We start from the raw sequence: 21,855 nt of genomic DNA, 5'->3' as shown, positions 1-21,855 counted from the left end.
CGGGTCGGCCCCACTCTAACGGCCGGGGTCCGTTCCCCGATCGGGCGATCCCGCACGGGCCTCCTCCGGCCGGCCCCCGAGCTCGTCGGGCGCGGCCACGAGGAACCGCCCTCGGGGAGCGCGGTGGGACAGCAACGTCCAGCGACCGACGCGGACCCAGGGATGGCGGATGCTGGGGGCCGGGGCCCCGTGCTCGGTGACGAACGGGCGCGCGCCCTCGTAGGGGACAGCCGCCGCGCGCGGCCGACTCCGGTCGGCGCCGTCGGTCCTGGTCGTGTCGGGCGGGCACGGCCGGCGGCCGCGGGAACGCGGGGACGCGAAACGGCCGGGCCCCAGCTGGGCCCGGCCGTTCCGGTGGTGCGACTGAGTTGCGGACTCAGCCCTTCTTCAGCTTGTCGGCGTTGCGCTCGAGGTCCTCGAGGCCACCGCACATGAAGAACGCCTGCTCGGGCACGTGGTCGTAGTCACCCTCGGCCAGGGCCTTGAACGCCTGCAGCGTCTCGGCCAGCGGCACGAAGGAACCCGGCTGACCGGTGAACGCCTCGGCGACGAACATGTTCTGCGAGAGGAACCGCTCGATGCGACGGGCCCGGTTGACGGTGACCTTGTCCTCCTCACCGAGCTCGTCGATGCCGAGGATGGCGATGATGTCCTGCAGCTCCTGGTAGCGCTGCAGGATCCGCTGCACCTCACGGGCGATCGTGTAGTGCTCCTGGCCCACGTACTGCGGGTCGAGGATCCGGCTGGTGGAGTCCAGCGGGTCCACGGCCGGGTAGATGCCCTTCTCCGAGATCGGCCGGGAGAGCACCGTCGTCGCGTCGAGGTGGGCGAACGTGGTGTGCGGCGCCGGGTCGGTGATGTCGTCGGCGGGCACGTAGATCGCCTGCATCGAGGTGATCGAGTGGCCGCGGGTCGAGGTGATCCGCTCCTGCAGCTCACCCATCTCGTCGGCCAGCGTCGGCTGGTACCCCACGGCGGACGGCATGCGGCCGAGCAGCGTGGACACCTCGGAGCCGGCCTGGGTGAAGCGGAAGATGTTGTCGATGAAGAGCAGGACGTCCTGGTTCTTCTCGTCGCGGAAGTACTCCGCCATCGTCAGCGCGGAGAGCGCGACCCGCAGCCGGGTGCCCGGCGGCTCGTCCATCTGGCCGAAGACCAGCGCGGTCGAGTTGATGACGCCGGACTCGGTCATCTCCGTGATGAGGTCGTTGCCCTCACGGGTGCGCTCGCCGACGCCGGCGAACACCGACACACCACCGAACTCCTGGGCGACCCGGCGGATCATCTCCTGGATGAGCACCGTCTTGCCCACGCCGGCCCCACCGAACAGGCCGATCTTCCCACCGGCCACGTAGGGCGTGAGCAGGTCGATGACCTTGATGCCGGTCTCCAGCATCTCGGTGCGGCCCTCGAGCTGGTCGAACCGCGGCGCGTGCCGGTGGATCCCCCAGCGCAGGGCGTCCGCGCCGTAGCCGGGCTGGTCCAGGCACTCGCCCAGGGCGTTCCAGACGTGACCGGTGGTCACGTCGCCGACGGGGACCGAGATCGCGGCACCAGTGTCCCGGACCTCGGCCCCGCGGATCAGACCGTCGGTCGGCTGCATCGAGATGGTGCGGACCACGTTGTCACCCAGGTGCTGGGCGACCTCGAGGGTCAGCGTCTTGCCCAGGTCGGCGAGGGTGACCTCCACCTTCAGGGCGTTGAACAGGTCGGGCATCGCGTCGCGCGGGAACTCGACGTCGACGACCGGCCCGGTGACCCGGACGACGCGGCCGGTCGTCTGGGTGGTCGGACGGTCCTCGGTGACGGTCATCTCTACTGCTCTCCTGCCCTCGGGCTCGGTTGCTTGCGCGTCTTCGGTGTCCCCGCCGCGGCGGGGAGGGGTCAGTCGTCGGCGCCGGCCGACACGAGCGCGTCGGCACCGCCGACGATCTCGCTGATCTCCTGGGTGATCTCCGCCTGGCGGGCCTGGTTGGCCTGACGGGAGAGGTTCTTCGCCAGCTCCTCGGCGTTGTCCGACGCCGACTTCATCGCCCGCCGCCGCGAGGCCGACTCCGACGCCGCCGACTCGAGCATCGCCGCGAAGATCCGCGTGGTCACGTACTTCGGCAGCAGTGCGTCGAGCAGGGCCTCGGCCGACGGCTCGAACTCGTAGGAGGTCGGGACGCCGCTGTCGCCGGTGACGCCGTGCTCCCGGTCCTCCCGCTCGTAGTCGAACTCCTCGACCTCCTCGACCTCCAGCGGGGCCATCCGCTTGGCGACGGGGACCTGGGAGAGCAGCGACCGGAACTCCGTGTAGACGATGTGCAACTCGTCGACACCGAGGACGCCGTCGGCGCCGGCACCGGTCTCATCGTCGTCCTCACCGGCGGTGAAGGCGGCGATGAGCTCCTCCCCCACGCGCTGGGCGTCGGTGTAGTTCGGCTGCTCGGAGAACCCGGTGAAGGCGTCGGCCATCTCGCGGTGGCGGAAGGAGTAGTAGGTCTCCCCCTTCCGACCGACCACGTAGAGGACCGGCTCCTTGCCCTCCTGGCGCAGCAGCGACAGCAGCTCCTCGGTGCGGCGCAGCACGTTCACGTTGTACGAGCCGGCGAAACCGCGGTCGGAGGTGATCACGAGGACCGCCGCCCGGCGAGGGTTCTGCCGCTCGGTGAGCAGCGGGTGGTCCAGCGACGCCGAGGAGGCCAGCGCCGACAGGACCCGCGTGATCTCCCGGGCGTAGGGCTTGGACGCCTCCACCCGGGCCTGGGCGCGCACGATGCGGGCACCGGCGATCAGCTCCTGCGCCGAGAAGATCTTCTTCGTCGACTGCGTGGAGCGGATGCGGCGCCGCAGCGCGCGGAGGTTGCCGGCCACGGTCAGGCGCTCCGCTTGACCTGGACGCGCTCCTGGCCGCGCTCGGACGCGTCCATCGCCTCGGCCTGGGGCTCGTTGATCTGGAGCGTCCCGCCGTCGGAGGTCTGGAACTGGCGGTAGAACTCGCCGACCGCCGACTCCAGGCTGCGGACGGCGTCGTCGCCGAGGGCCTTGGTCTGGCGGATCTCGTCGTAGATGCCGTTGTTCCCGCGACCGATGTAGTCGAGGAACTCCGACTCGAAACGACGGACCTCCGACACCGGCACCTTGTCCAGCTTGCCGGTGGTGCCCAGCCAGATGGAGACGACCTCGCGCTCGACCGGGTACGGCTGGTACTGGCCCTGCTTGAGCAGCTCCACCAGACGCTGGCCGCGGTCCAGGGTGGCCCGGCTGGAGGCGTCCAGGTCCGAGGAGAACGAGGCGAACGCCTCGAGCTCGCGGTACTGGGCCAGGTCCAGCCGCAGGCGCCCGGCGACGGACTTCATCGCCTTGATCTGGGCCGAGCCACCGACGCGGGACACCGAGATGCCGACGTTGATGGCCGGTCGGACGCCGGAGTTGAACAGACCCGTCTCGAGGAAGATCTGCCCGTCGGTGATCGAGATGACGTTGGTCGGGATGTACGCCGACACGTCGTTGCCCTTGGTCTCGATGAGGGGCAGACCCGTCATCGAGCCGCCACCGAGCTCGTCGGAGAGCTTCGCGCAGCGCTCCAGGAGCCGGGAGTGCAAGTAGAAGACGTCACCCGGGTAGGCCTCGCGGCCCGGGGGACGGCGCAGCAGGAGGGAGACCGCGCGGTAGGCCTCGGCCTGCTTGGACAGGTCGTCGAAGACGATCAGGACGTGCTTGCCCTCGTACATCCAGTGCTGGCCGATGGCCGAGCCGGTGTAGGGGGCGATGTACTTGAAGCCCGCGGCCTCCGACGCCGGGGCGGCGACGATGGTCGTGTACTCCATCGCGCCGGCCTCCTCGAGGGCGGCGCGGATGGCGGCGATGGTGGAGCCCTTCTGGCCGACCGCGACGTAGATGCAGCGCACCTGCTGCTTCGGGTCGCCGGTGGCCCAGGCCTGCTTCTGGTTGATGATCGTGTCGGTGACGATCGCCGTCTTGCCCGTCTGGCGGTCACCGATGACCAGCTGACGCTGGCCACGGCCGATCGGCGTCATGGCGTCGATCGCCTTGATGCCGGTCTGCATCGGCTCGTGCACCGACTGCCGCTGCACCACGGTGGGGGCCTGCAGCTCGAGGGCGCGGCGGCCGGTGGTGGCGATGGGGCCGGCACCGTCGATCGGGTTGCCCAGCGGGTCCACGACGCGGCCGAGGTAGCCGTCACCGACCGGCACCGACAGCACCTCGCCGGTGCGGCGGACCTGCTGGCCCTCCTCGATACCGGCGTAGTCACCCAGGATGACCACACCGACCTCGCGCACGTCCAGGTTCAGCGCCAGGCCACGGACGCCGCTCTCGAACTCGAGCAGCTCGTTGGTCATGACCGAGGGCAGCCCCTCGACCCGGGCGATGCCGTCGCCGGCCTCGGTGACGATCCCGACCTCTTCCCGGGAGACGTCCGGGGTGTAGTCGGTGACGTAGTTCTGGATGGCACTGCGGATCTCGTCTGCGGAGATCGTCAGCTCGGCCATGGTCTGCGTCCTCTTCCCTGCTGGGGTCGTGTCTGTCTGCTGGACTGGGGGCGTCGGAACGGCGTCGGTGTCAGCCGACCAGCCGCCGGCCGGCGGCCTCGAGACGGTGGGCGACGCTGCCGTCGATGACCTCGTCACCCACGCGGATCACCAGGCCACCGAGGACGGCGGGGTCCACGGTCACCTGCAGGCCCATCGCCCGGCCGTAGAGGCGGCTGAGCACGTCGGTCAGTCGACGCTCCTGCGCAGGACTCAGCGGGACGGCGCTGGTCACGCGGGCCACGGAGTGCCCACGACGACCGGACGCCGCCTCGGAGAGCCGCTCGACGACCGTCGCGGCGTTGCCGACGTGCCGGCCGGTGAGGTGGCTGCGCAGCAGCAGGACCGTGATGGGGCTGACCCGCCCGGCCAGGAGTCGTTCCAGGAGGGCGGTCTTCCCCTCGGCGGGAGCCGAGCGGTCGCTGAGGATGCGGGAGAGCTCCGCATCGGCGGCGACGATGCGCCCGAAACGGAAGAGCTCGTCCTCCACGCCGTCGAGTTCCCCGCGTGCGGCGGCGGCGTCGAGCGCCGCCTCCGTGGCGAGGGTCTCCGTGGCCTCGACCAGGTCCAGCGGTCGTGACCAGCGCTGCCGGGCGACCGTCTCGACCAGGTCGACCGTCGCCTCGGAGACCTTGCCGCCGAGCACCCGGCGGGCGAGGGCGGCCCGCTCCGCCGGCGAGCCGGACGGGTCCGACAGCGCGCGGCGCAGCGCGATCTGCCCGTCGAGCAGACGCGCCACGGCGAACAGCTCGTCGGCCAGGCCGACGAGGGAGTCGCCGGTGGCGCCGCTGGTCCGGTCGGTCAGGCGCTCGCGCGCCTGCGCGAGCGCCGCCCGGCTCGAGGCGTCCATCAGCGGTTGCCCTCCGGCACGTACACCGAGCTGCCGGTGCGCCCGTCCGGCGAGCCGGCGGCCATGCCGTCGAGCTGGTCGAGGAACCGGTCGACGGTGCCACGACGACGCGCGTCGTCCTCCAGCGACTCCCCGACCACGCGGCCGGCGAGGTCGACGGCGAGCGCGCCGATGTGGCCGCGGAGCTCGTTGACGACCTGCTGCCGGGACGCCGCCAGCTGCTCCTCGCCACGGGCGAGGATCCGCGCGGACTCCTGCTGGGCCTGGGCCCGCAGCTCCTCGAGGATCTGCTGGCCCTCGGCGCGGGCCTGGTCGCGGATCTGCGCGGCCTCGGTGCGGGCCTCGGCCAGCTGCGCGCGGTACTGCTCCAGCGCCGCCTTGGCCTCGGCCTGCATCGCCTCGGCGCGCTCGATGCCGCCCTCGATCGCCTCGCGGCGGGCCCGGAAGACCTGCTCGAAGCGCGGCCAGACGAACTTGGCCAGCACGAAGAAGGCGATCGCGAAGGTGATCGTCCCGACGATGATCTCGCCGAGCGGCGGGAGGAGCGGGTTCGCGCTCTCCGCAGCCAGGATGCTCATGCTCTGCACGTCCCTACGTCAGATGGATCCCGAACCGGGCGAACCGGGTCACTGACCGAAGATGAAGGGCACAACCAGACCGATGAGGGCCAGCGCCTCGGAGAGGGCGGCGCCGAGGAACGCGTAGGTCCGGGTGAGGCCGGCGGACTCGGGCTGGCGGGCGGTCGCCTGGATGTAGGCCGCCCACACGATGCCGACGCCGATGCCGGGGCCGATGGCGGCGAGCCCGTAACCGACCGAGCCGATGCTGCCGGTCAGTTCTGCCAGAACGTCCAGGTCCATTACTAGGTGTTCCTCCTGTGTCGGTCGCCCGGGGTGGTCCCGGGCGGCTGGCGGGGGGGTGGTGCGGTCAGTGGGCCGGCTCGACGGCGCCGTTGAGGTACGTGGCGGTCAGCACGGTGAAGACGTACGCCTGCAGCACGATCACGAGCAGCTCGAAGAAGGTCATGATCAGCGCCATGGCGAAGGCGAACGGGCTGAAGATGACCGAGAAGTTGCCCACGGTCAGCAGGTAGACGGTCCCCAGCGAGAAGACCACCAGCAGCATGTGCCCGGCGAACATGTTCGCGAAGAGCCGGACGGCCAGGGTGAACGGCCGGATGACGAAGACCTGGAGCAGCTCGATCGGCGTGACGAGGATGAGCGCCCCGACGGGCACGCCCGGCGGGATCGCGGCGTCCTTGAAGTACCTTCCAGCGCCCTGCTCACGGATGCCGACCCAGTTGTAGAGCACCCAGACGATGACCGCGAGGACGAGCGGGATCGCGAACTTCGAGTTCGGCGAGATCTGCGCGAACGGGAAGATGCTCATGAAGTTGTTCGCGAGGATGAAGAAGAACAGCGAGGCCAGGAACGGCGCGAACGGCAGGCCCTTGGGACCGATGACGTCGCGGGCCATGCCGTCGCGGACGAGCGAGTAGCCGCTCTCGCCGATGTACTGCAGCTTGCCCGGGACGATCGAGGCCTTGCGCGCGGCCATGACCAGGAGCACGAGGATCGCGGCGGTGGCGATCCACATGATGAACGTGATCCGCGTGAACTCGAACTCGATCCCCAGCAGGGAGAACGAGACGAGAGGCTCCGGGTAGAACTCCGCGATCGTCGGAGACTGGAAGCCGCTGTCGCCGCCACCGCCGTCGGCGGCGAGCACGTCGACGAGCGCGCGGGCGCTGGAGGTCACCGTTGTCCCTTCTGCGTCCTGGGTGGGCTGCGTCGCCCGCCCCGGGTGGAGCCGGTGCGCCCGGCCCCCTCGGCCGGGGGCAGGGCGCCGTACTTGACGACCACCAGGTAGATGGCCACCGTGAGACCGAGGAGAACGCCGATCAGGGCGATGAAGTTGGTGCCCAGCCAGCGGTCGAGCAGCAGCCCGGCCCCGCCCCACACGATGATCCCGGAGAGCATGGTCCCGGTGATCCCCCACCCGATGTCGGCCCCACTGGGCTGACGTTCGGCGGGCGCTGCAGGTCGGGGCCGAGAGACCCCGCGAGCGGAGCTGTCCTCGGCCATCGGTCGGGACACTATCAGCCGCGTGTCGCGCCACCTCCCGGCGGACTGGAGATACCCCCGGTCGAGGGTGCGGCAGGCGGCTGGACGTAGTAGAGCCGGCGGGTCCAGACCCACCTCTGCTGGACGACGCTCCACAGCAGGGCGCCGGCGATGACGGCCCAGGCGAGGGTGCGCCGGTCGAGCCAGCCGTCGGCGGGGACGGACTGCAGGACGGCGGCGATGACCAGGATCTTCACCAGGAAGGAGCCCAGCGCCGCGGGCAGGGTGAAGGCGTCCCCGTGCCGGCCGGCCCAGGCGATCACGATCCCGGAGACCGCGAAGAAGGCGGTGACGACGGCCGCGCCGAGCAGCACCGCCAGTGCGTCGTCCCACCCGCCGAGCAGCCCCGCGACGGGGGCGGCGACGGCCGTCAGGCCTGCGGTGACCAGCGTCCCCACCCGGAGGAAGGAGAGGTCCCAGGGGGCCTCTCGGGCGGTGTCGGTGCCGGTCATCGGACTCCCTGCCCCGCCCCCGCGGCCCGCGGGGACGGCTGGTCGGCCGCGTCGGGGCGGCCGGGGACGGTGGACGTGGTGGCGCGGAGGGCCCGCGCGGTGGGGTGGTCGGCCCGGCTGCGCCGGCGTTGTGCCGCCAGTTCCGCTGCCCGCGCCTCCCGGGCCGCCCGGCGGGCCCGCGGGCTGAGGACGACGACGACACCGACGACGAGCAGCACGCCGATGGCGACGAGCAGCTCCGCCTGGCCGCCGGTGATCGACAGCGCGACGGCGCCGAACGACAGCAGCGCCGCCCAGAAGTACATGACGAGCACCGCCCGCCGGTGCGAGTGACCGATGGCCAGCAGCCGGTGGTGCAGGTGCATCTTGTCCGGGGAGAACGGCGACTGGCCGCGCAGGCTGCGACGGATCACGGCCAGGACCAGGTCGATGAACGGGATGGACAGGACGGCGATGGGCACCAGCAGGGGCAGCGCCAGCGGCAACAGGTTGGCGGCGGAGTCGAACGACTGCGGGTCCACGCGCCCGGTGGCGGTGACCGCGGCGGCGGCGAGCATCAGCCCGACCAGCATCGAGCCGGAGTCGCCCATGAAGATGCGCGCCGGGCTGAAGTTGTGCGGCAGGAACCCCAGACAGGCCCCGGCGAGGACGGCGGTGATGAGGGCCGGGGCGCTGGCCACCTCGTCGTAGCCGACCAGGCCGAGGTTGTAGCTGTAGGCGAAGAACGCCAGCGCGGCCACGGCGGACACGCCCGCGGCCAGCCCGTCGAGGCCGTCGATGAAGTTCAGCGCGTTGACCGTGAGGACGGTCAGCAGGATGGTCAGCGGGACCCCGATGGAGGGTCCCAGCGACAGCGTCCCGATGTCGGCCACGGGCAGGAACACGAACGCCAGCTGCACTCCCAGCAGCACCATGACTCCGGCCGCGGCGATCTGGCCGGTGAGCTTGGTGAGCGCGTCCAGCCCGAACTTGTCGTCGAGCACGCCGAGCGCGCAGATCAGCCCCCCGGCGACCAGCACGGCCGCGGTCTGGGAGTCCTCGAAGGTGCGTTGCAGGGCCGGGAGCCGGCTCGCCACGAGGACGGCGGCTGCGACGCCCAGGTACATCGCCACGCCGCCGCCGCGCGGGGTCGGGATGACGTGCACGTCGCGTTCCCGCGGGGCGGCCATCATGCGCAGCCGGATCGCCGCCATCCGCACCACGGGGGTGGCCAGGAAGGTGACCAGCCCGGCGGTGAGCAGGACGACGACGTACTCGCGCATGGGTCAGGCGGGACGGGGAGCGGTCGCGGCAACCGGGCCGAGGGAGGGGCCGCAGGAGGGCGTGCTCATCGCAGCGGATCTCCCGGGTACTCGGCGCGGACGGTCGTCCCACGGTATCGCTCCGGACGGCCGACGACCGGCAGCGCACGGCCGCAGGGCCCGTCCCGGGGAGGACGGCGGCCCCTGCAGCGTCCCGTCGCGAGCCGGCGAGCGGCGCCGGGGTCCTCCCTCAGTCCGTGAGCTCCGGCACGACCGCGCGCAACCGGTCGAGCGGGATGGCGCCGATCCGGAGCACCCGCGGCACCGGGCCGGTGCAGTCGACGATGGTGCTGGGCGCGGAGTCCGACCGGGGACCACCGTCCAGGACGACGGCCGCGTGGGTGCCCAGCTGGTCCACGGCCTGGGAGGCGGTGGTGGCGGCGGGCCGGCCGGAGCGGTTGGCGCTGGAGACCGCCAGCGGCCCGGTGCGGCGCAGCAGCTCACGGGCGACCTCGTCGTCGGGCAGCCGGACGGCGACGGTGCCCTCGGCGTCGCCGAGGTCCCAGGCCAGGGACGGCGCGTGCTCCAGGACGAGGGTGAGCCCCCCGGGCCAGAAGGCCTCCGCGAGGCGGGTGGCGACCTCGGGGACGGTCACGACCAGCCCGGCCAGCGTGGACGCCTCGCCGACGAGGACCGGGACCGGCATGGTGCGGCCCCGGTTCTTCGCCGCCAGCAGGGCCATGACCGCCGCGGGGGTGAACGCGTCGGCGGCGACGCCGTAGACGGTGTCGGTCGGCAGCAGCACCAGCTCGCCGCGGCCGATCGCCGCCGCCGCGGCGTCGAGCCCGGCGGCGCGGGCGTCGGGGTCGGTGCAGTCGTAGACGTCGGCCACGAGGCGGCAGTCTGTCATCCCGCCGCGCGGCGGGCGGTGGTGAACCGGGGGCGGCCGGCCAGGTCGGGGTGGTCGACCACGTCGTCGAAGCCGCCGTGCGCGCGCACCAGCGCCGGGAGCGCACTCCCCTGCTGGTCGGCGTGCTCGACGCCCAGGTGGCCGCCGGGGCGCAGCAGCCGGGCGGCGGTGCGCAGCAGGCCGCGGACGACGTCGAGGCCGTCCGGTCCGCCCCACAGCGCCAGCGGGGGGTCGTGGTCGGCGACCTCGCGCGGCACCCGGGCGCCGTCGGGCACGTAGGGCGGGTTGGACACGACCAGGTCGACGGCGCCGTCGAGGCGGGTCAGCACCTGCGGGGAGGTCATGTCGCCGCCGACCACCTCGACCGGCCGGTCCCCCGCCGCCGCTCGCGCGGCGGCGTTGTGGCGGGTCCACCCGATGGCGCCGGCGTCCCGCTCGACGGCGACGACGCGGGCCGCGGGGTGCTCGGCGGCGATGGACAGCGCGATGGCGCCGGACCCGGCTCCCAGGTCGACGACGACCGGCTCGGCCACCCCGGTCAGCCGCTCGAGAGCCCACTCGACGAGCAGCTCGGTCTCCGGCCGCGGCACGAACACCCCCGGGCCGACGGCGAGCTCCAGGTGCCGGAACGGGGCGCGCCCGGTGAGGTGCTGCAGCGGCACGCGGTCCGCCCGTTGGTCGAGCAGCGCGTCGAACCGGGCCGCGGCGTCGCCCGGGACGTCGTCGAGGGTCAGCAGCCGGGTCCGGGGCACGGCGAGGACGTGGGTGAGCAGCAGCTCGGCGTCCACCCGCGGGGACTCGACGCCGGCGTCGGCGAGCCGGCGGGCGGCCTCGGCCAGCAGCGCCCGGGCGTTCAGGAGCCGGCCGCCAGCAGCTCGGCGGTGTGCGCGCGGGTCAGCGCGTCGATGACCGGGTCCAGCTCCCCGTCGAGCACGGCGTCGAGGTTGTGCGCCTTGAAGCCGACGCGGTGGTCGCTGATCCGGTTCTCCGGGAAGTTGTAGGTGCGCACCCGCTCGCTGCGGTCGACGGTGCGGACCTGGCTGCGCCGCTGGTCGCTCGCGGCCGCGGCAGCCTCCTCGCGGGCAGCGGCCAGCAGCCGCGAGCGCAGGATGCGCAGCGCCGACTCGCGGTTCTGCAGCTGGCTCTTCTCGTTCTGGCAGCTGACCACGATGCCGGTGGGCAGGTGGGTGATCCGGACGGCGGAGTCGGTGGTGTTCACGCTCTGCCCGCCGGGGCCCGACGAGCGGAAGACGTCGATGCGCAGGTCGCCGGGGTCCACCGTGACGTCGACGTCCTCGGCCTCGGGCAGCACGAGGACGCCGGCGGCGGAGGTGTGGATGCGGCCCTGGGACTCGGTGACCGGCACCCGCTGCACCCGGTGCACGCCGCCCTCGAACTTCAGCCGCGACCAGATGCCCTCGTCGCTGCGGGACTTGATCGCGACCGAGACGTCCTTGTAGCCGCCGAGCTCGGCGTCGACGGCGTCGATGACCTCGGCCGACCAGCCGCGGCGCTCGGCGTAGCGCAGGTACATGCGCAGCAGGTCACCGGCGAACAGCGCGGACTCCGCACCACCCTCCCCCGCCTTGATCTCGAGGATGACGTCCTTGTCGTCGTCGGGGTCCTTCGGCAGGAGCAGCTCGCGCAGCCGCTCCTCGAGCTCGACGATCCGCTCGTCGAGCGTCGCTGCCTCGGCAGCGAAGGACGCGTCCTCGGCGGCCAGCTCACGGGCGGCGGCGAGGTCGTCGCGGGCGGCGTCCAGTGCGCGCTTGGTCTCGACCAGCGGGGCGAGCTGGGCGTAGCGGCGGCCCAGGCGGCGGGCCCGGCCGGTGTCGGCGTGGACGGCGGGGTCGGCGAGCTCGGCCTCGAGGGCGGCGTGCTCGGCCAGCAGCCCGCTCAGGCGGTCGGGCTGGCCAGCCGACCCGGCCTCGGTGGGGCTGCTCATGGGTGGGGCCTTCCAGTGCGCGTGCACATCCGCGGATGCGCACCGTGCCGATCTGCGGGTGTGCGGGAACGGGGGCGGACACGACGACGGCGCCCGCCCCACCGTCGTGGTGGGTGCGGGCGCCGTCGGGGGTGCTACTTCTCGGCGCCGGCGGCGGCGTTGCGCTTGCCGAACCGCTTCTCGAAGCGGGCGACGCGGCCACCGGTGTCCAGGATCCGCTGCTTGCCCGTGTAGAAGGGGTGGCAGGCGGAGCAGGTCTCGACGGTCAGCGTGCCGCCGGGTGCCGTGCTGCGGGTGGTGAAGGTGTTCCCGCAACCACAGGTCACCGTGGTGGTGTGGTAGTCGGGGTGGATGCCGGGCTTCATGTCGCCTCTTCCGGGGTCTGTGTCGTACTGGTCTGTCGAACGCCGGCGGCCGGCCGGGCATTCCGGCCGCGCAGCGGGGCTCAGTCGCTCAGTATCCCTGATGCGCGAGCCCCGCCGACGGCGGCCCTGGTGACGTGCTGGATCGGCCCCCGTCCAGCCCCCCGCCGCGGGCCCGCGGAGGGTGCGGAGGACGGGGGCCGCTCCTCAGTCGTTGCCCGGGCCGAGGGTCGTCTTCTGGATCTGCATGAGGAACTCGATGTTGTTCCGCGTCTTCTTGAGCTTGTCCAGCAGCAGCTCGAGGGCCTGCTGGGGCTCGAGCGCGGCGAGCACCCGGCGCAGCTTGATGACGATGGCCAGCTCGTCGGGCGACATGAGGATCTCCTCCTTGCGCGTGCCCGACGCGTTGACGTCGACGGCCGGGAAGACCCGCTTGTCCGCCAGCCGGCGGTCGAGCTTGATCTCCGCGTTACCGGTGCCCTTGAACTCCTCGAAGATGACCGTGTCCATCGTGGAGCCGGTCTCCACCAGCGCCGAGGCGATGATGGTCAGCGAGCCGCCGTTCTCGATGTTGCGGGCGGCGCCGAGGAAGCGCTTGGGCGGGTAGAGCGCCGTGGAGTCGACACCACCGGAGAGGATGCGCCCGCTGGCGGGCGCCGCCAGGTTGTAGGCGCGGCCCAGGCGGGTGATCGAGTCCAGCAGGACGACGACGTCGTGGCCCATCTCGACCAGGCGCTTGGCCCGCTCGATGGACAGCTCCGCGACAGTGGTGTGGTCCGACGGCGGCCGGTCGAAGGTCGAGGCGATGACCTCGCCCTTCACCGAGCGCTGCATGTCGGTGACCTCCTCGGGCCGCTCGTCGACGAGGACGACCATGAGGTGGCACTCGGGGTTGTTCGTGGTGATCGCGTTGGCGATCGCCTGCAGGACCATCGTCTTGCCCGCCTTGGGCGGGCTGACGATCAGCGCGCGCTGCCCCTTGCCGATCGGCATGACCAGGTCGATGACCCGGGTCGTCAGCTGGTGCGGCTCGGTCTCCAGCCGCAGGCGCTCCTGCGGGTAGAGCGGGGTCAGCTTGGTGAACTCCGGACGCTGCCGGGCCTGCTCGGGCTCCAGGCCGTTGACCGTGTCCAGCCGGACCAGCGCGTTGTACTTGTCCTTGCGCTCGCCCTCACGGGGCTGGCGGACGGCGCCGGTGATGGCGTCACCGCGGCGCAGGCCGTAGCGGCGCACCTGCGACAGCGACACGTAGACGTCGTTGGGTCCCGTCAGGTACCCCGACGTCCGGACGAAGGCGTAGTTGTCGAGGACGTCGAGGATGCCGGCGACCGGCAGCAGGACGTCGTCCTCGCTGACGGTGGGCTCGACCTGGTCGAAGCGCTCGCGGCCGTTGGTGCCCCGGCGGTTGCGGTCCCGGTAACGGCGGCCCCGGCGGCCGCGGCCGCCCTCGAAGTCGTCGTCGTCCTCGTCGTTGCGGTCGTTGGCGGCCCGGTCGTTGCGGTTGTCGTTCCGGTTCTCCGGCCGGCCACCGCGGTCGTTGCGGTCGTTGCGGTCGGGACCGCGGGTGCCGTCCCGGCCGTCGCGGGTGCCGTCCCGGCCGTCGCGGGTGCCGTCCCGGCCGTCGCGGGTGCCGTCCCGGCCGTCGCGGTTCCCCCGCTCGGTGCGCTCGGCGCCGTCACGGTTCCCCCGCTCGGCGCGGTCGGCGCCGTCCCGCGTGCCGCCGTCCCGGTCCCCGCGGGTGCGGGTGCCGCGCTCACCGCGGTCGCGGCTGCGCTGCGGGCGCTCGCCGTCGGCGCGCTCACCCTCGGTCCGCTCGGGGGCCGGCGCCGTGGCGGTCTCACCGGCCGGCGTCTCGGCGCGCGGCTCGGACGCCGTTGCCGCGGTGTCGGTCGACGGGGCCTCGGCGGCCGGAGCAGCGGCCTCGGTGGCCGGAGCGCCGGCGGGCCGGCTCGCCGCGCGACGCCGCCGGGGAGCGGCCTCGGCGGGGGTGTCGGTGGGAGCGCCGGCCGGCGCGGTCACCGGACCGCTGTTGGCCCCGCCGCTGACCGGCGCCTCGAGCGGCGCGGCCGTGGCGGCGACGCCGCGTGCGGCGTCGGCACCCTGTGTGCCGTCGGTGTCCTGGGGGCGCTCGGCGCCGCGGGCCGCGGGGATGCCGGCGGTCCGGCCCTCGGCCGGGGTGGCGGGACCGTTGCCGGCACCCGCGCCGCCGACCTGGCGGGCGGAGATGGCGGCGACCAGGTCGCCCTTGCGCATCCGGCCGGTGCCGGAGATGCCGAGCTCGGCCGCCAGCCGCTGCAACTCGGGCAGCAGCATGCCGGACAGCCCGCTGCCGCGGCGACGGGTCCGGCCCGCCGTCCCGGAGACGGCAGATGCCTCGTCGGTCCCGGCGCTCTGCTGCGCGGCGACGAGGTCGGTGGTCTCGCTCACGTACAGGTCCTTCCCTGCGGAGACCTGCGCCTACCAGCGCAGGGGGTGACCCGGTTCCCCCTCGGTCCGGCCCGGGGAGCGGGACAGCACGGAGAACGGGATCGATGAGGTGCGAGGCGGAATCTGCGGCGACCGATGTGGATTCGTCTGCAACGCCCCGCGCGAGGCTCGCCCCTGAGGGCGGCTACGCCGTGAGCCTAAACCGCGCTCACGGACACGACAACACTGGTGAGCACCAGTGTGTTCCTCGTTATCGAGACGATACCTGAACCGGTCGGTCCAGCACGGCGGCGCCCCCTGCGTCGACGTCGAGCGGCAGCACCGACCACCCCGTCGGGGTGAGATCGGCCACCTCGCGCACCGCCCGCGGCTCCTCCCCCGCCTCGCCGTCGGCGCGGCGCGCCAGCACGAGCACGCTGGGACCGGCGCCGGAGACGACCGCCGCGTGGCCGGCCGCGCGCAGCCGCTCCAGCAGTGCGAGGGTCTCGGGCATGGCGCCGCCCCGCTGGCGCTGGTGCAGACGGTCCTCGGTCGCGTCGAGCAGCAGGGCCGGTGCGGTGGTCAGCGCGTGCGTGAGCAGTGCCGCGCGGGAGGCGTTGAACACGGCGTCCCCGTGCGCCACGAGCTCCGGCAGCAGGCTGCGGGCCACGTGCGTCGACAGGGTCACCTGTGGTACCAGGACGACGGGCACGACGTCGGCGTGCACCGCCAGCCGCTCGGCCCGCGCCCCGCCGGGCGTCGTCCACGACAGCGTCGCCCCGCCCAGGAGGCACGGCGCGACGTTGTCGGGGTGGCCCTCCATGTCGGTGGCCAGGTCCAGCGCGGCGCCGAGGTCGACCTCGTCGACGTCGGGACACAGGGCCCACGCACCGACGATGCCGGCGACGACGGCGGCCGCCGACGATCCCATCCCCCGCCCCTGCGGGATGGTGTTCTCCGCGACGACGCGCAGCCCCGGCGGCCGCCAGCCCAGCCGGTCGCAGGCCGCGCGGAAGGCCCGGACGACGAGGTGCGACTCGTCGGCGGGCAGGCTGTGGGCGCCCTCCCCGGTCATCGCGACCTCGAGCCCGCTCTCGGCGCTGCTGAACTCCAGGACGTCGTGGCGGGCCAGGGCCAGGCCCGCGCAGTCGAACGCGGGACCGAGGTTCGCGCTGGTCGCGGGGACGCGTACCCGCACCGCGTCGCCGGCCGGGCGGCTCACAGGCCCAGCTGCGCCGCGGCGACGGCCGCGTCGACCGGGACGGTCACCGGCGCGGGGGCGCCGGAGATGGCCCACTCCGGGTCCTTGAGGCCGTTACCGGTCACGGTGCAGACCACGCGCTGGCCCTGCTCGAGTGCGCCGGCCTGCGCCGTCTTGAGCAGCCCGGCGACCGACGCGGCGGACGCCGGCTCCACGAAGACGGCCTCGCTGCGGGCCAGCAGCCGGTAGGCGGCGAGGATCTCGCGGTCGGTGACGCTGTCGATGAGGCCGCCGGACTCGTCGCGGGCGGCCAGGGCCTTGGTCCACGACGCCGGGTTGCCGATGCGGATGGCGGTGGCGATCGTCTGCGGGTTCTCGACCACCTGGCCGGTGACGATCGGCGCGGCGCCGGCGGCCTGGAACCCCCACATCCGGGGCGTCCTCGACGCCGTGCCGTCGGCGGCGTACTCGCGGTAGCCCTGCCAGTAGGCGGTGATGTTGCCGGCGTTGCCGACCGGCAGACAGTGGATGTCCGGGGCGTCGCCGAGGACGTCGACGATCTCGAACGAGGCGGTCTTCTGCCCCTCGATGCGGAACTGGTTGACGCTGTTGACCAGGCTGACCGGGTAGTCGATCGCCAGCTTGCTGGCCAGGGCGAGGCAGTCGTCGAAGTTGCCGTCGACCTGCAGCAGCTTGGCGCCGTGCACGAGCGCCTGGGCCAGCTTGCCCAGCGCGATCTTGCCCTGCGGTACGAGGACGGCGCAGACCAGCCCGGCGCGGGCGGCGTAGGCCGCGGCGCTGGCGCTGGTGTTGCCCGTGGAGGCGCAGATGACCGCCTGCGAGCCCTCCTCGACGGCCTTGGTGATGGCCATCGTCATCCCGCGGTCCTTGAAGGACCCGGTCGGGTTGGCGCCCTCGACCTTGAGGTAGACGTCGCAGCCGGTCCGCCGGGACAGCTCCTGCGCCGGCACCAGCGGGGTCGCCCCCTCCTGCAACGTCACCACCGGGGTGGTGTCGCTCACCGGCAGCCGCGAGCGGTAGGCCTCGATGAGCCCGGGCCAGAGCGGCGAGACCGTGCCCCGCACGGGCAGCTGGGTCGTCATGAGAGTCCCTCCACACGCAGGATGCTGGTCACACCACGGACGGCGGGCATCTCCCGCAGCGCGGCCACGGTCGCCGACAGGGCGGCGTCCGGGGCGCTGTGGGTCACGATGACCAGCGTGGCCGCGTCACCGTGCCCGTCCTGGCGCACGGTGGCGATGCTGACGCCGTGGCGGGCGAACTCCTGCGCCACCGTCGCGAGCACGCCGGGCTTGTCCGCGACGTCGAGGCTGACGTGGTAGCGGGTCGGGGTCTCGGCGATCGGCCGGGCGGGCAGGCCCGCGTAGGTCGTCACCCCGGGGCCGGCCACGCCGGTGACGCGGTTGCGTGCCACGGCGACCAGGTCACCGAGCACGGCGCTGGCGGTCGGCTGACCACCCGCGCCCTGCCCGTAGAACATCAGCTGCCCGGCGGCCTCGGCCTCGACGAAGACGGCGTTGAACGCCCCGCCGACGGCGGCCAGCGGGTGCGTCGTCGGGATCATCGCCGGGTGCACGCGGACGGCGACGGAGTCCCCGCCCTCGCCCGGGACCCGCTCGCAGATCGCGAGCAGCTTGACGGTGCAGCCGATCTCCGCGGCGCGGGCGACGTCGGTCGCGGTCACCGCGGAGATGCCCTCCCGGTAGACGTCGGCCGCGGTGACCTCGGTGTGGAACGCCAGCGACGCGAGGATGGCGGCCTTCGCGGCGGCGTCGAACCCGTCGACGTCGGCGGTCGGGTCGGCCTCGGCGTAGCCCAGCTCGGTCGCCTCCGCCAGGGCCTCGGTGAACCCGTGCCCGGTCTCGGCCATGCGGGACAGGATGTAGTTCGTCGTCCCGTTGACGATGCCGACCACCCGGCGCAGCTGGTCGCCGGCCAGGGACTCCCGCAGCGGGCGCAGCAGCGGGATGGCGCCGGCAACCGCGGCCTCGTAGTAGAGGTCGACGCCGGCCTTGGCGGCCGCGGCGTGCAGCGCGGTGCCGTCGTCGGCGAGCAGCGCCTTGTTCGCGCTCACCACCGACTTGCCGGCCTCGAACGCCGCCATGAGCAGCGAGCGCGCCGGCTCGATGCCGCCGATGACCTCGACGACGAGGTCGACGTCCGGCCGGGTGACCAGCGCCTCGGCGTCGGTGGTCAGCAGGGCGGCCGGGACGTCGGGGTGCCGGTCGGGACGCCGGACGGCGACCCCCGCGACCTCGACCGGCCGGCCGATGCGGGCGGCGAGGTCGTCCGCCTGGTCGTCGAGCAGCCGCAGCACGGCGCTGCCGACGGTGCCGCACCCGAGCAGGGCGACCTTCAGCGGTGTCGTCACGACTGCACCTCCACCCCGACCCGCGGACCCGCCGACGGCGCCCCCGCGCCGACTCCCGGACTCGTCGACCGGGTTCCCACCGGGTTCTCGGGCGCCGGCTGGTCGATCGCCGGCGAGGGCGCGGGCACGTCGGCGAGGACAGCGTCGAGGGCGAACACGTCCGACAGTGTCTGACGCCGCACGATCTCCGTGGCGACGCCGTCCCGTACCGCGACCACCGGCGGCTTGAGCAGGTAGTTGTAGTTGCTGGCCATCGACCAGCAGTACGCACCGGTCGCGGCGACGGCGAGCAGGTCGCCGGGCTGCACGTCCGACGGCAGCCACAGGTCGCGGACCAGGACGTCGCCGCTCTCACAGTGCTTCCCGACCACCCGGCACAGCGCGGGCGGGGCGGTGGAGACGCGGTTGGCCAGCACGCAGGTGTAGGCGGCGTCGTAGAGGGCGGTGCGGATGTTGTCGCTCATGCCCCCGTCGACCGAGACGTAGTTGCGCACCAGCGGGGCGCCCGGGGTGCCGCTGGCCCCGAGCCGGACCGGCTTGATCGTGCCGATCTCGTACAGCGTCACGGTGCCCGGGCCGGCGATCGCCCGCCCGGGCTCCACGGCCAGGCGCGGCACGGGCAGCCCGGCCATCGCGCACTCGGCCTCCACCACGGCGCGCAGTCGCCCGGCGACGTCGGACGGGCTGACCGGGTCGTCCTCGGCCAGGTAGGCGATGCCGAAGCCGCCGCCGAGGTTCAGCTCCTCCAGGACCTGCCCGGTCGCCTGGTGCACCTGCCCCATGAGCCCGACGACGCGGTGGGCCGCGGCCTCGAAGCCGGCGGTGTCGAAGATCTGCGAACCGATGTGGCTGTGCAGGCCGGTCAGCCGCAGCGCCGGCTCGCGGATCACCCGCACCGCGGCGGTCAGCGCGTCGCCGGTGGCCAGCGAGAACCCGAACTTCTGGTCCTCGTGCGCGGTGGCGATGAACTCGTGGGTGTGCGCCTCGATGCCGACGGTGGCCCGGATGAGCACCGGCACCGGGGAGCCGCCCGCGGCCACGCGCGCCGCCGCGATCGGGACCAGCCGCTCGATCTCGTCGAACGAGTCCAGGACGACGTGCCCGATCCCGGCGTCGACGGCCAGCTGCAGCTCAACGAGGGACTTGTTGTTGCCGTGCAGCGCGATCCGCTCGGCGGGGAAGCCGGCGGCCAGCGCGAGCGCCAGCTCGTTGCCGGAGCAGGCGTCCAGGTGCAGGCCGTCCTCGGCGATCCAGCGGGCCACCTGCCCGCAGAGGAACGCCTTGGAGGCGTAGTGGACGTCGGCGCCGTCGAAGGCCGTGGCGAAGTCGGCCGCCCGGCCGCGGAAGTCGCCCTCGTCGAGGACGAACAGCGGCGTGCCGTGGACACGCGCCAGCTCGGTGACCGGCCGGCCGCCCAGGTGCAGCTCGCCGTCGACCCGCGTCGCCGAGCGGGGCCACACCGCGGCGTCGAGCGCCCCGAGGTCCTGCGGCGGCGCGCCGGCCGCTGGCGGCGGGGTCAGCCCGCCGTGCAGCGGGCCGGCCGGGTGCGCCCTCACATCCGCTCCGGGGCGCTCACGCCGAGGACGCCCAGGCCGTTGCGCAGCACGACGGCGGTCGCCGCGCACAACCACAGCCGGGCGGTGTTCAGCGCCGTCGCCTCCTCGTCGCCGCGCGGCAGCACCCGGCAGTTGTCGTAGAAGCGGTGGTAGGTGCCGGCCAGCTCCTCGAGGTACCGCGCCACCCGGTGCGGCGCGCGCAGCTCGGCGGCCGACGTCAGCACCCGGGGGAACTCACCGATCGCCCGGAGCAAGGCGTTCTCCCGCTCGTGGGTCAGCTGGGCGGCGTCGACGTCGCCGGCCTCGCCGAGCGCCAGGCCGAGGTCGGCGGCGTTGCGCAGCACCGACGAGATACGGGCGTGCGCGTACTGGACGTAGAAGACCGGGTTGTCGTTGGTCTGCCGGCTCCACAGGTCGACGTCGATGTCGATCTGCTGGTCGACCGAGGCGCGGGCCAGGGCGTACCGGGCTGCGTCCACGCCGATCGCGTCGACCAGGTCCGAGAGCAGCACGATCGTGCCGGCGCGCTTGCTCATGCGGACCGGCTCGCCACCCCGCAGCAGGTTGACCAGTTGGCCGATGAGGATCTCGAGGTGGGTGTCGGGGTCGTCCCCGGCCGCGGCGACCAGTGCCTTGTACCGGCCCACGTAACCCGAGTGGTCGGCGCCCAGCATGATCACGACCCGGTCGAAGCCGCGGGCCCGCTTGTCCAGGTAGTAGGCGCAGTCGGAGGCGAAGTAGGTGGTCTCGCCGTCGGCCTTGACCAGCACGCGGTCCTTGTCGTCGCCGAAGTCCGTCGTCCGCAGCCAGACGGCGCCGTCGGCCTCGTACACGTGCCCCTGCTCGCGCAGCCGGGCCAGCGCCTTCTCCACCGCCCCGGAGCCGTACAGCGACTTCTCGCTGAACCAGACGTCGAAGTCGACGCCGAAGTCCTCCATCGACCGGCGGATCTCGTCGAGCATCAGCGCCACGCCGCGCTCGCGGATGACGCCCAGCTGCTCGGCGTCGTCGCGGCCGAGGACGTCCGGCTCGAGGGCGAGGACCTGTGCGGCGATGTCGGCGATGTAGGTGCCGCCGTAGCCGTCCTCCGGGACCGGCCGCCCCAGCGCCTGCGCCTGCAGGCTCCGCGCGAACCGGTCGATCTGGGCGCCGGCGTCGTTGATGTAGTACTCGCGCGTCACGTCGGCGCCACTGGCCTCGAGCAGGCGGCCGATCGCGTCGCCGACCGCCGCCCACCGGCTGCCGCCGATGTGCACGGGCCCGGTCGGGTTGGCCGAGACGAACTCGAGGTTGAGCCGCTGGCCGGCGAGGGTGCCGGTGCGGCCGTAGGCCTCCCCCGCGCTCACCGCGTCGACGGCGATCCGGCCGAGCGCCCCCTGCGCGAGGGTGATGTTGAGGAAGCCCGGCCCGGCGATGTCGACCCCCGCGATGCCCGGGTGCGCGCCCAGCCCGGCGGCGAGGACCCCGGCGACCGCGCGCGGCGGCCGCCCCGCGGCCTTGGCCAGCCGCAGGGCGACGTTGGTGGCGTAGTCGCCGTGCTCGGGGTTCTTCGGCCGCTCGACGAGGACGTCGGCGGGGACCTCGACCGACAGCTCGCCGCGCTCGACGGCGGCGGCCACGGCGGTCCGGACGACGTCGCGCAACTGCTCCGGTGTCACCGCACGAGCGTACTGACCGCCCGCGCCGGGTCCCGGAGCCGTCCCCGCAGCGACCACCGTCACCCGCGGCGCGGGCCCCGCCTCACAGGGGACTGCCGGGCCGCCGCCCTAGACTGGCCTCCCGGGGAGGGGCAGACGGCCCGAGCCCCCGGGGCCGGTGTCCGGCGCGGGCGAGTGCCCGCCGGGCGCGTCGCGCGGTCCCCGAGGACCGAGCACGAGGAGCA

At 73.5% G+C, this 21,855-nt stretch carries 20 protein-coding genes; all 20 read right to left on the bottom strand.

Features of this window, described 5'->3' with window-relative positions; all coding sequences use genetic code 11:
* Positions 1-376: 376 nt before the first annotated feature.
* A complete protein-coding gene (gene atpD / locus ACI78V_RS17780) occupies positions 377-1,813 on the bottom strand; it encodes a F0F1 ATP synthase subunit beta (protein WP_456853113.1) in 1,437 nt (478 codons plus the stop codon).
* A gap of 71 nt (positions 1,814-1,884) precedes the next feature.
* Entirely contained in the window at positions 1,885-2,856 is a 972-nt protein-coding gene (locus ACI78V_RS17775; protein ID WP_456853111.1) for a F0F1 ATP synthase subunit gamma, read from the bottom strand.
* A 2-nt stretch (positions 2,857-2,858) separates the two neighbouring features.
* Positions 2,859-4,496: a F0F1 ATP synthase subunit alpha gene (gene atpA, locus ACI78V_RS17770; protein ID WP_456853109.1), complete on the bottom strand. Its 1,638-nt coding sequence runs from the start codon at positions 4,494-4,496 to the stop codon at positions 2,859-2,861.
* Between the two features lie 70 nt (positions 4,497-4,566).
* Positions 4,567-5,385, bottom strand: coding sequence for a F0F1 ATP synthase subunit delta (locus ACI78V_RS17765; protein WP_456853107.1), 819 nt, complete (start codon positions 5,383-5,385; stop codon positions 4,567-4,569).
* Positions 5,385-5,963: a F0F1 ATP synthase subunit B gene (locus tag ACI78V_RS17760; protein ID WP_456853105.1), complete on the bottom strand. Its 579-nt coding sequence runs from the start codon at positions 5,961-5,963 to the stop codon at positions 5,385-5,387. Before ACI78V_RS17760 ends, ACI78V_RS17765 begins: the two co-directional genes overlap by 1 nt.
* 48 nt (positions 5,964-6,011) lie before the next feature.
* A complete protein-coding gene (gene atpE, locus ACI78V_RS17755) occupies positions 6,012-6,245 on the bottom strand; it encodes an ATP synthase F0 subunit C (RefSeq protein WP_163480575.1) in 234 nt (77 codons plus the stop codon).
* A 67-nt stretch (positions 6,246-6,312) separates the two neighbouring features.
* Positions 6,313-7,143, bottom strand: a complete 831-nt coding sequence (gene atpB, locus ACI78V_RS17750) for a F0F1 ATP synthase subunit A (RefSeq protein ID WP_456853104.1) — start codon at positions 7,141-7,143, stop codon at positions 6,313-6,315.
* Positions 7,140-7,364, bottom strand: a complete 225-nt coding sequence (locus tag ACI78V_RS17745; RefSeq protein ID WP_456853102.1) for a hypothetical protein — start codon at positions 7,362-7,364, stop codon at positions 7,140-7,142. Before ACI78V_RS17745 ends, atpB begins: the two co-directional genes overlap by 4 nt.
* A gap of 119 nt (positions 7,365-7,483) precedes the next feature.
* Entirely contained in the window at positions 7,484-7,960 is a 477-nt protein-coding gene (locus ACI78V_RS17740) for a hypothetical protein (RefSeq protein ID WP_456853100.1), read from the bottom strand.
* Positions 7,957-9,222, bottom strand: coding sequence for a glycosyltransferase family 4 protein (locus ACI78V_RS17735; protein ID WP_456853098.1), 1,266 nt, complete (start codon positions 9,220-9,222; stop codon positions 7,957-7,959). Before ACI78V_RS17735 ends, ACI78V_RS17740 begins: the two co-directional genes overlap by 4 nt.
* 229 nt (positions 9,223-9,451) lie before the next feature.
* Positions 9,452-10,093, bottom strand: coding sequence for an L-threonylcarbamoyladenylate synthase (locus ACI78V_RS17730; protein WP_456853096.1), 642 nt, complete (start codon positions 10,091-10,093; stop codon positions 9,452-9,454).
* A gap of 14 nt (positions 10,094-10,107) precedes the next feature.
* The gene (gene prmC / locus ACI78V_RS17725) at positions 10,108-10,950 is read right to left on the bottom strand and encodes a peptide chain release factor N(5)-glutamine methyltransferase (RefSeq protein WP_456853139.1); all 843 of its coding nucleotides are present in this window, start codon (positions 10,948-10,950) and stop codon (positions 10,108-10,110) included.
* A gap of 14 nt (positions 10,951-10,964) precedes the next feature.
* Positions 10,965-12,056 carry a peptide chain release factor 1 gene (gene prfA / locus ACI78V_RS17720; protein ID WP_456853094.1) on the bottom strand — a complete coding sequence of 364 codons (1,092 nt, stop codon included), beginning with the start codon at positions 12,054-12,056 and terminating at the stop codon, positions 10,965-10,967.
* Between the two features lie 134 nt (positions 12,057-12,190).
* Positions 12,191-12,421: a 50S ribosomal protein L31 gene (gene rpmE, locus ACI78V_RS17715; RefSeq protein ID WP_456853092.1), complete on the bottom strand. Its 231-nt coding sequence runs from the start codon at positions 12,419-12,421 to the stop codon at positions 12,191-12,193.
* A gap of 204 nt (positions 12,422-12,625) precedes the next feature.
* Positions 12,626-14,845 (bottom strand): transcription termination factor Rho, encoded by a 2,220-nt coding sequence (gene rho / locus ACI78V_RS17710; RefSeq protein ID WP_456853090.1) that lies wholly within the window; start codon positions 14,843-14,845, stop codon positions 12,626-12,628.
* Positions 14,846-15,095: 250 nt separating this feature from the next.
* Positions 15,096-16,046, bottom strand: a complete 951-nt coding sequence (thrB, locus tag ACI78V_RS17705; protein ID WP_456853088.1) for a homoserine kinase — start codon at positions 16,044-16,046, stop codon at positions 15,096-15,098.
* Positions 16,043-17,128 (bottom strand): threonine synthase, encoded by a 1,086-nt coding sequence (thrC, locus tag ACI78V_RS17700; protein ID WP_456853086.1) that lies wholly within the window; start codon positions 17,126-17,128, stop codon positions 16,043-16,045. The genes thrB and thrC overlap by 4 nt, the downstream gene beginning before the upstream one ends.
* On the bottom strand, positions 17,125-18,417 hold the full coding sequence (locus tag ACI78V_RS17695) for a homoserine dehydrogenase (RefSeq protein WP_456853084.1): 1,293 nt from the start codon (positions 18,415-18,417) through the stop codon (positions 17,125-17,127). The genes thrC and ACI78V_RS17695 overlap by 4 nt, the downstream gene beginning before the upstream one ends.
* Positions 18,414-19,973, bottom strand: coding sequence for a diaminopimelate decarboxylase (lysA, locus tag ACI78V_RS17690; RefSeq protein WP_456853083.1), 1,560 nt, complete (start codon positions 19,971-19,973; stop codon positions 18,414-18,416). Before lysA ends, ACI78V_RS17695 begins: the two co-directional genes overlap by 4 nt.
* A complete protein-coding gene (argS, locus tag ACI78V_RS17685; RefSeq protein ID WP_456853081.1) occupies positions 19,970-21,631 on the bottom strand; it encodes an arginine--tRNA ligase in 1,662 nt (553 codons plus the stop codon). The genes lysA and argS overlap by 4 nt, the downstream gene beginning before the upstream one ends.
* Positions 21,632-21,855: the final 224 nt, after the last annotated feature.

It is taken from the genome of Geodermatophilus sp. SYSU D00742, assembly GCF_054049935.1.
Note: the sequence above shows the minus strand (reverse complement) of the source record. Positions and strands in the feature narration are given on the sequence as shown.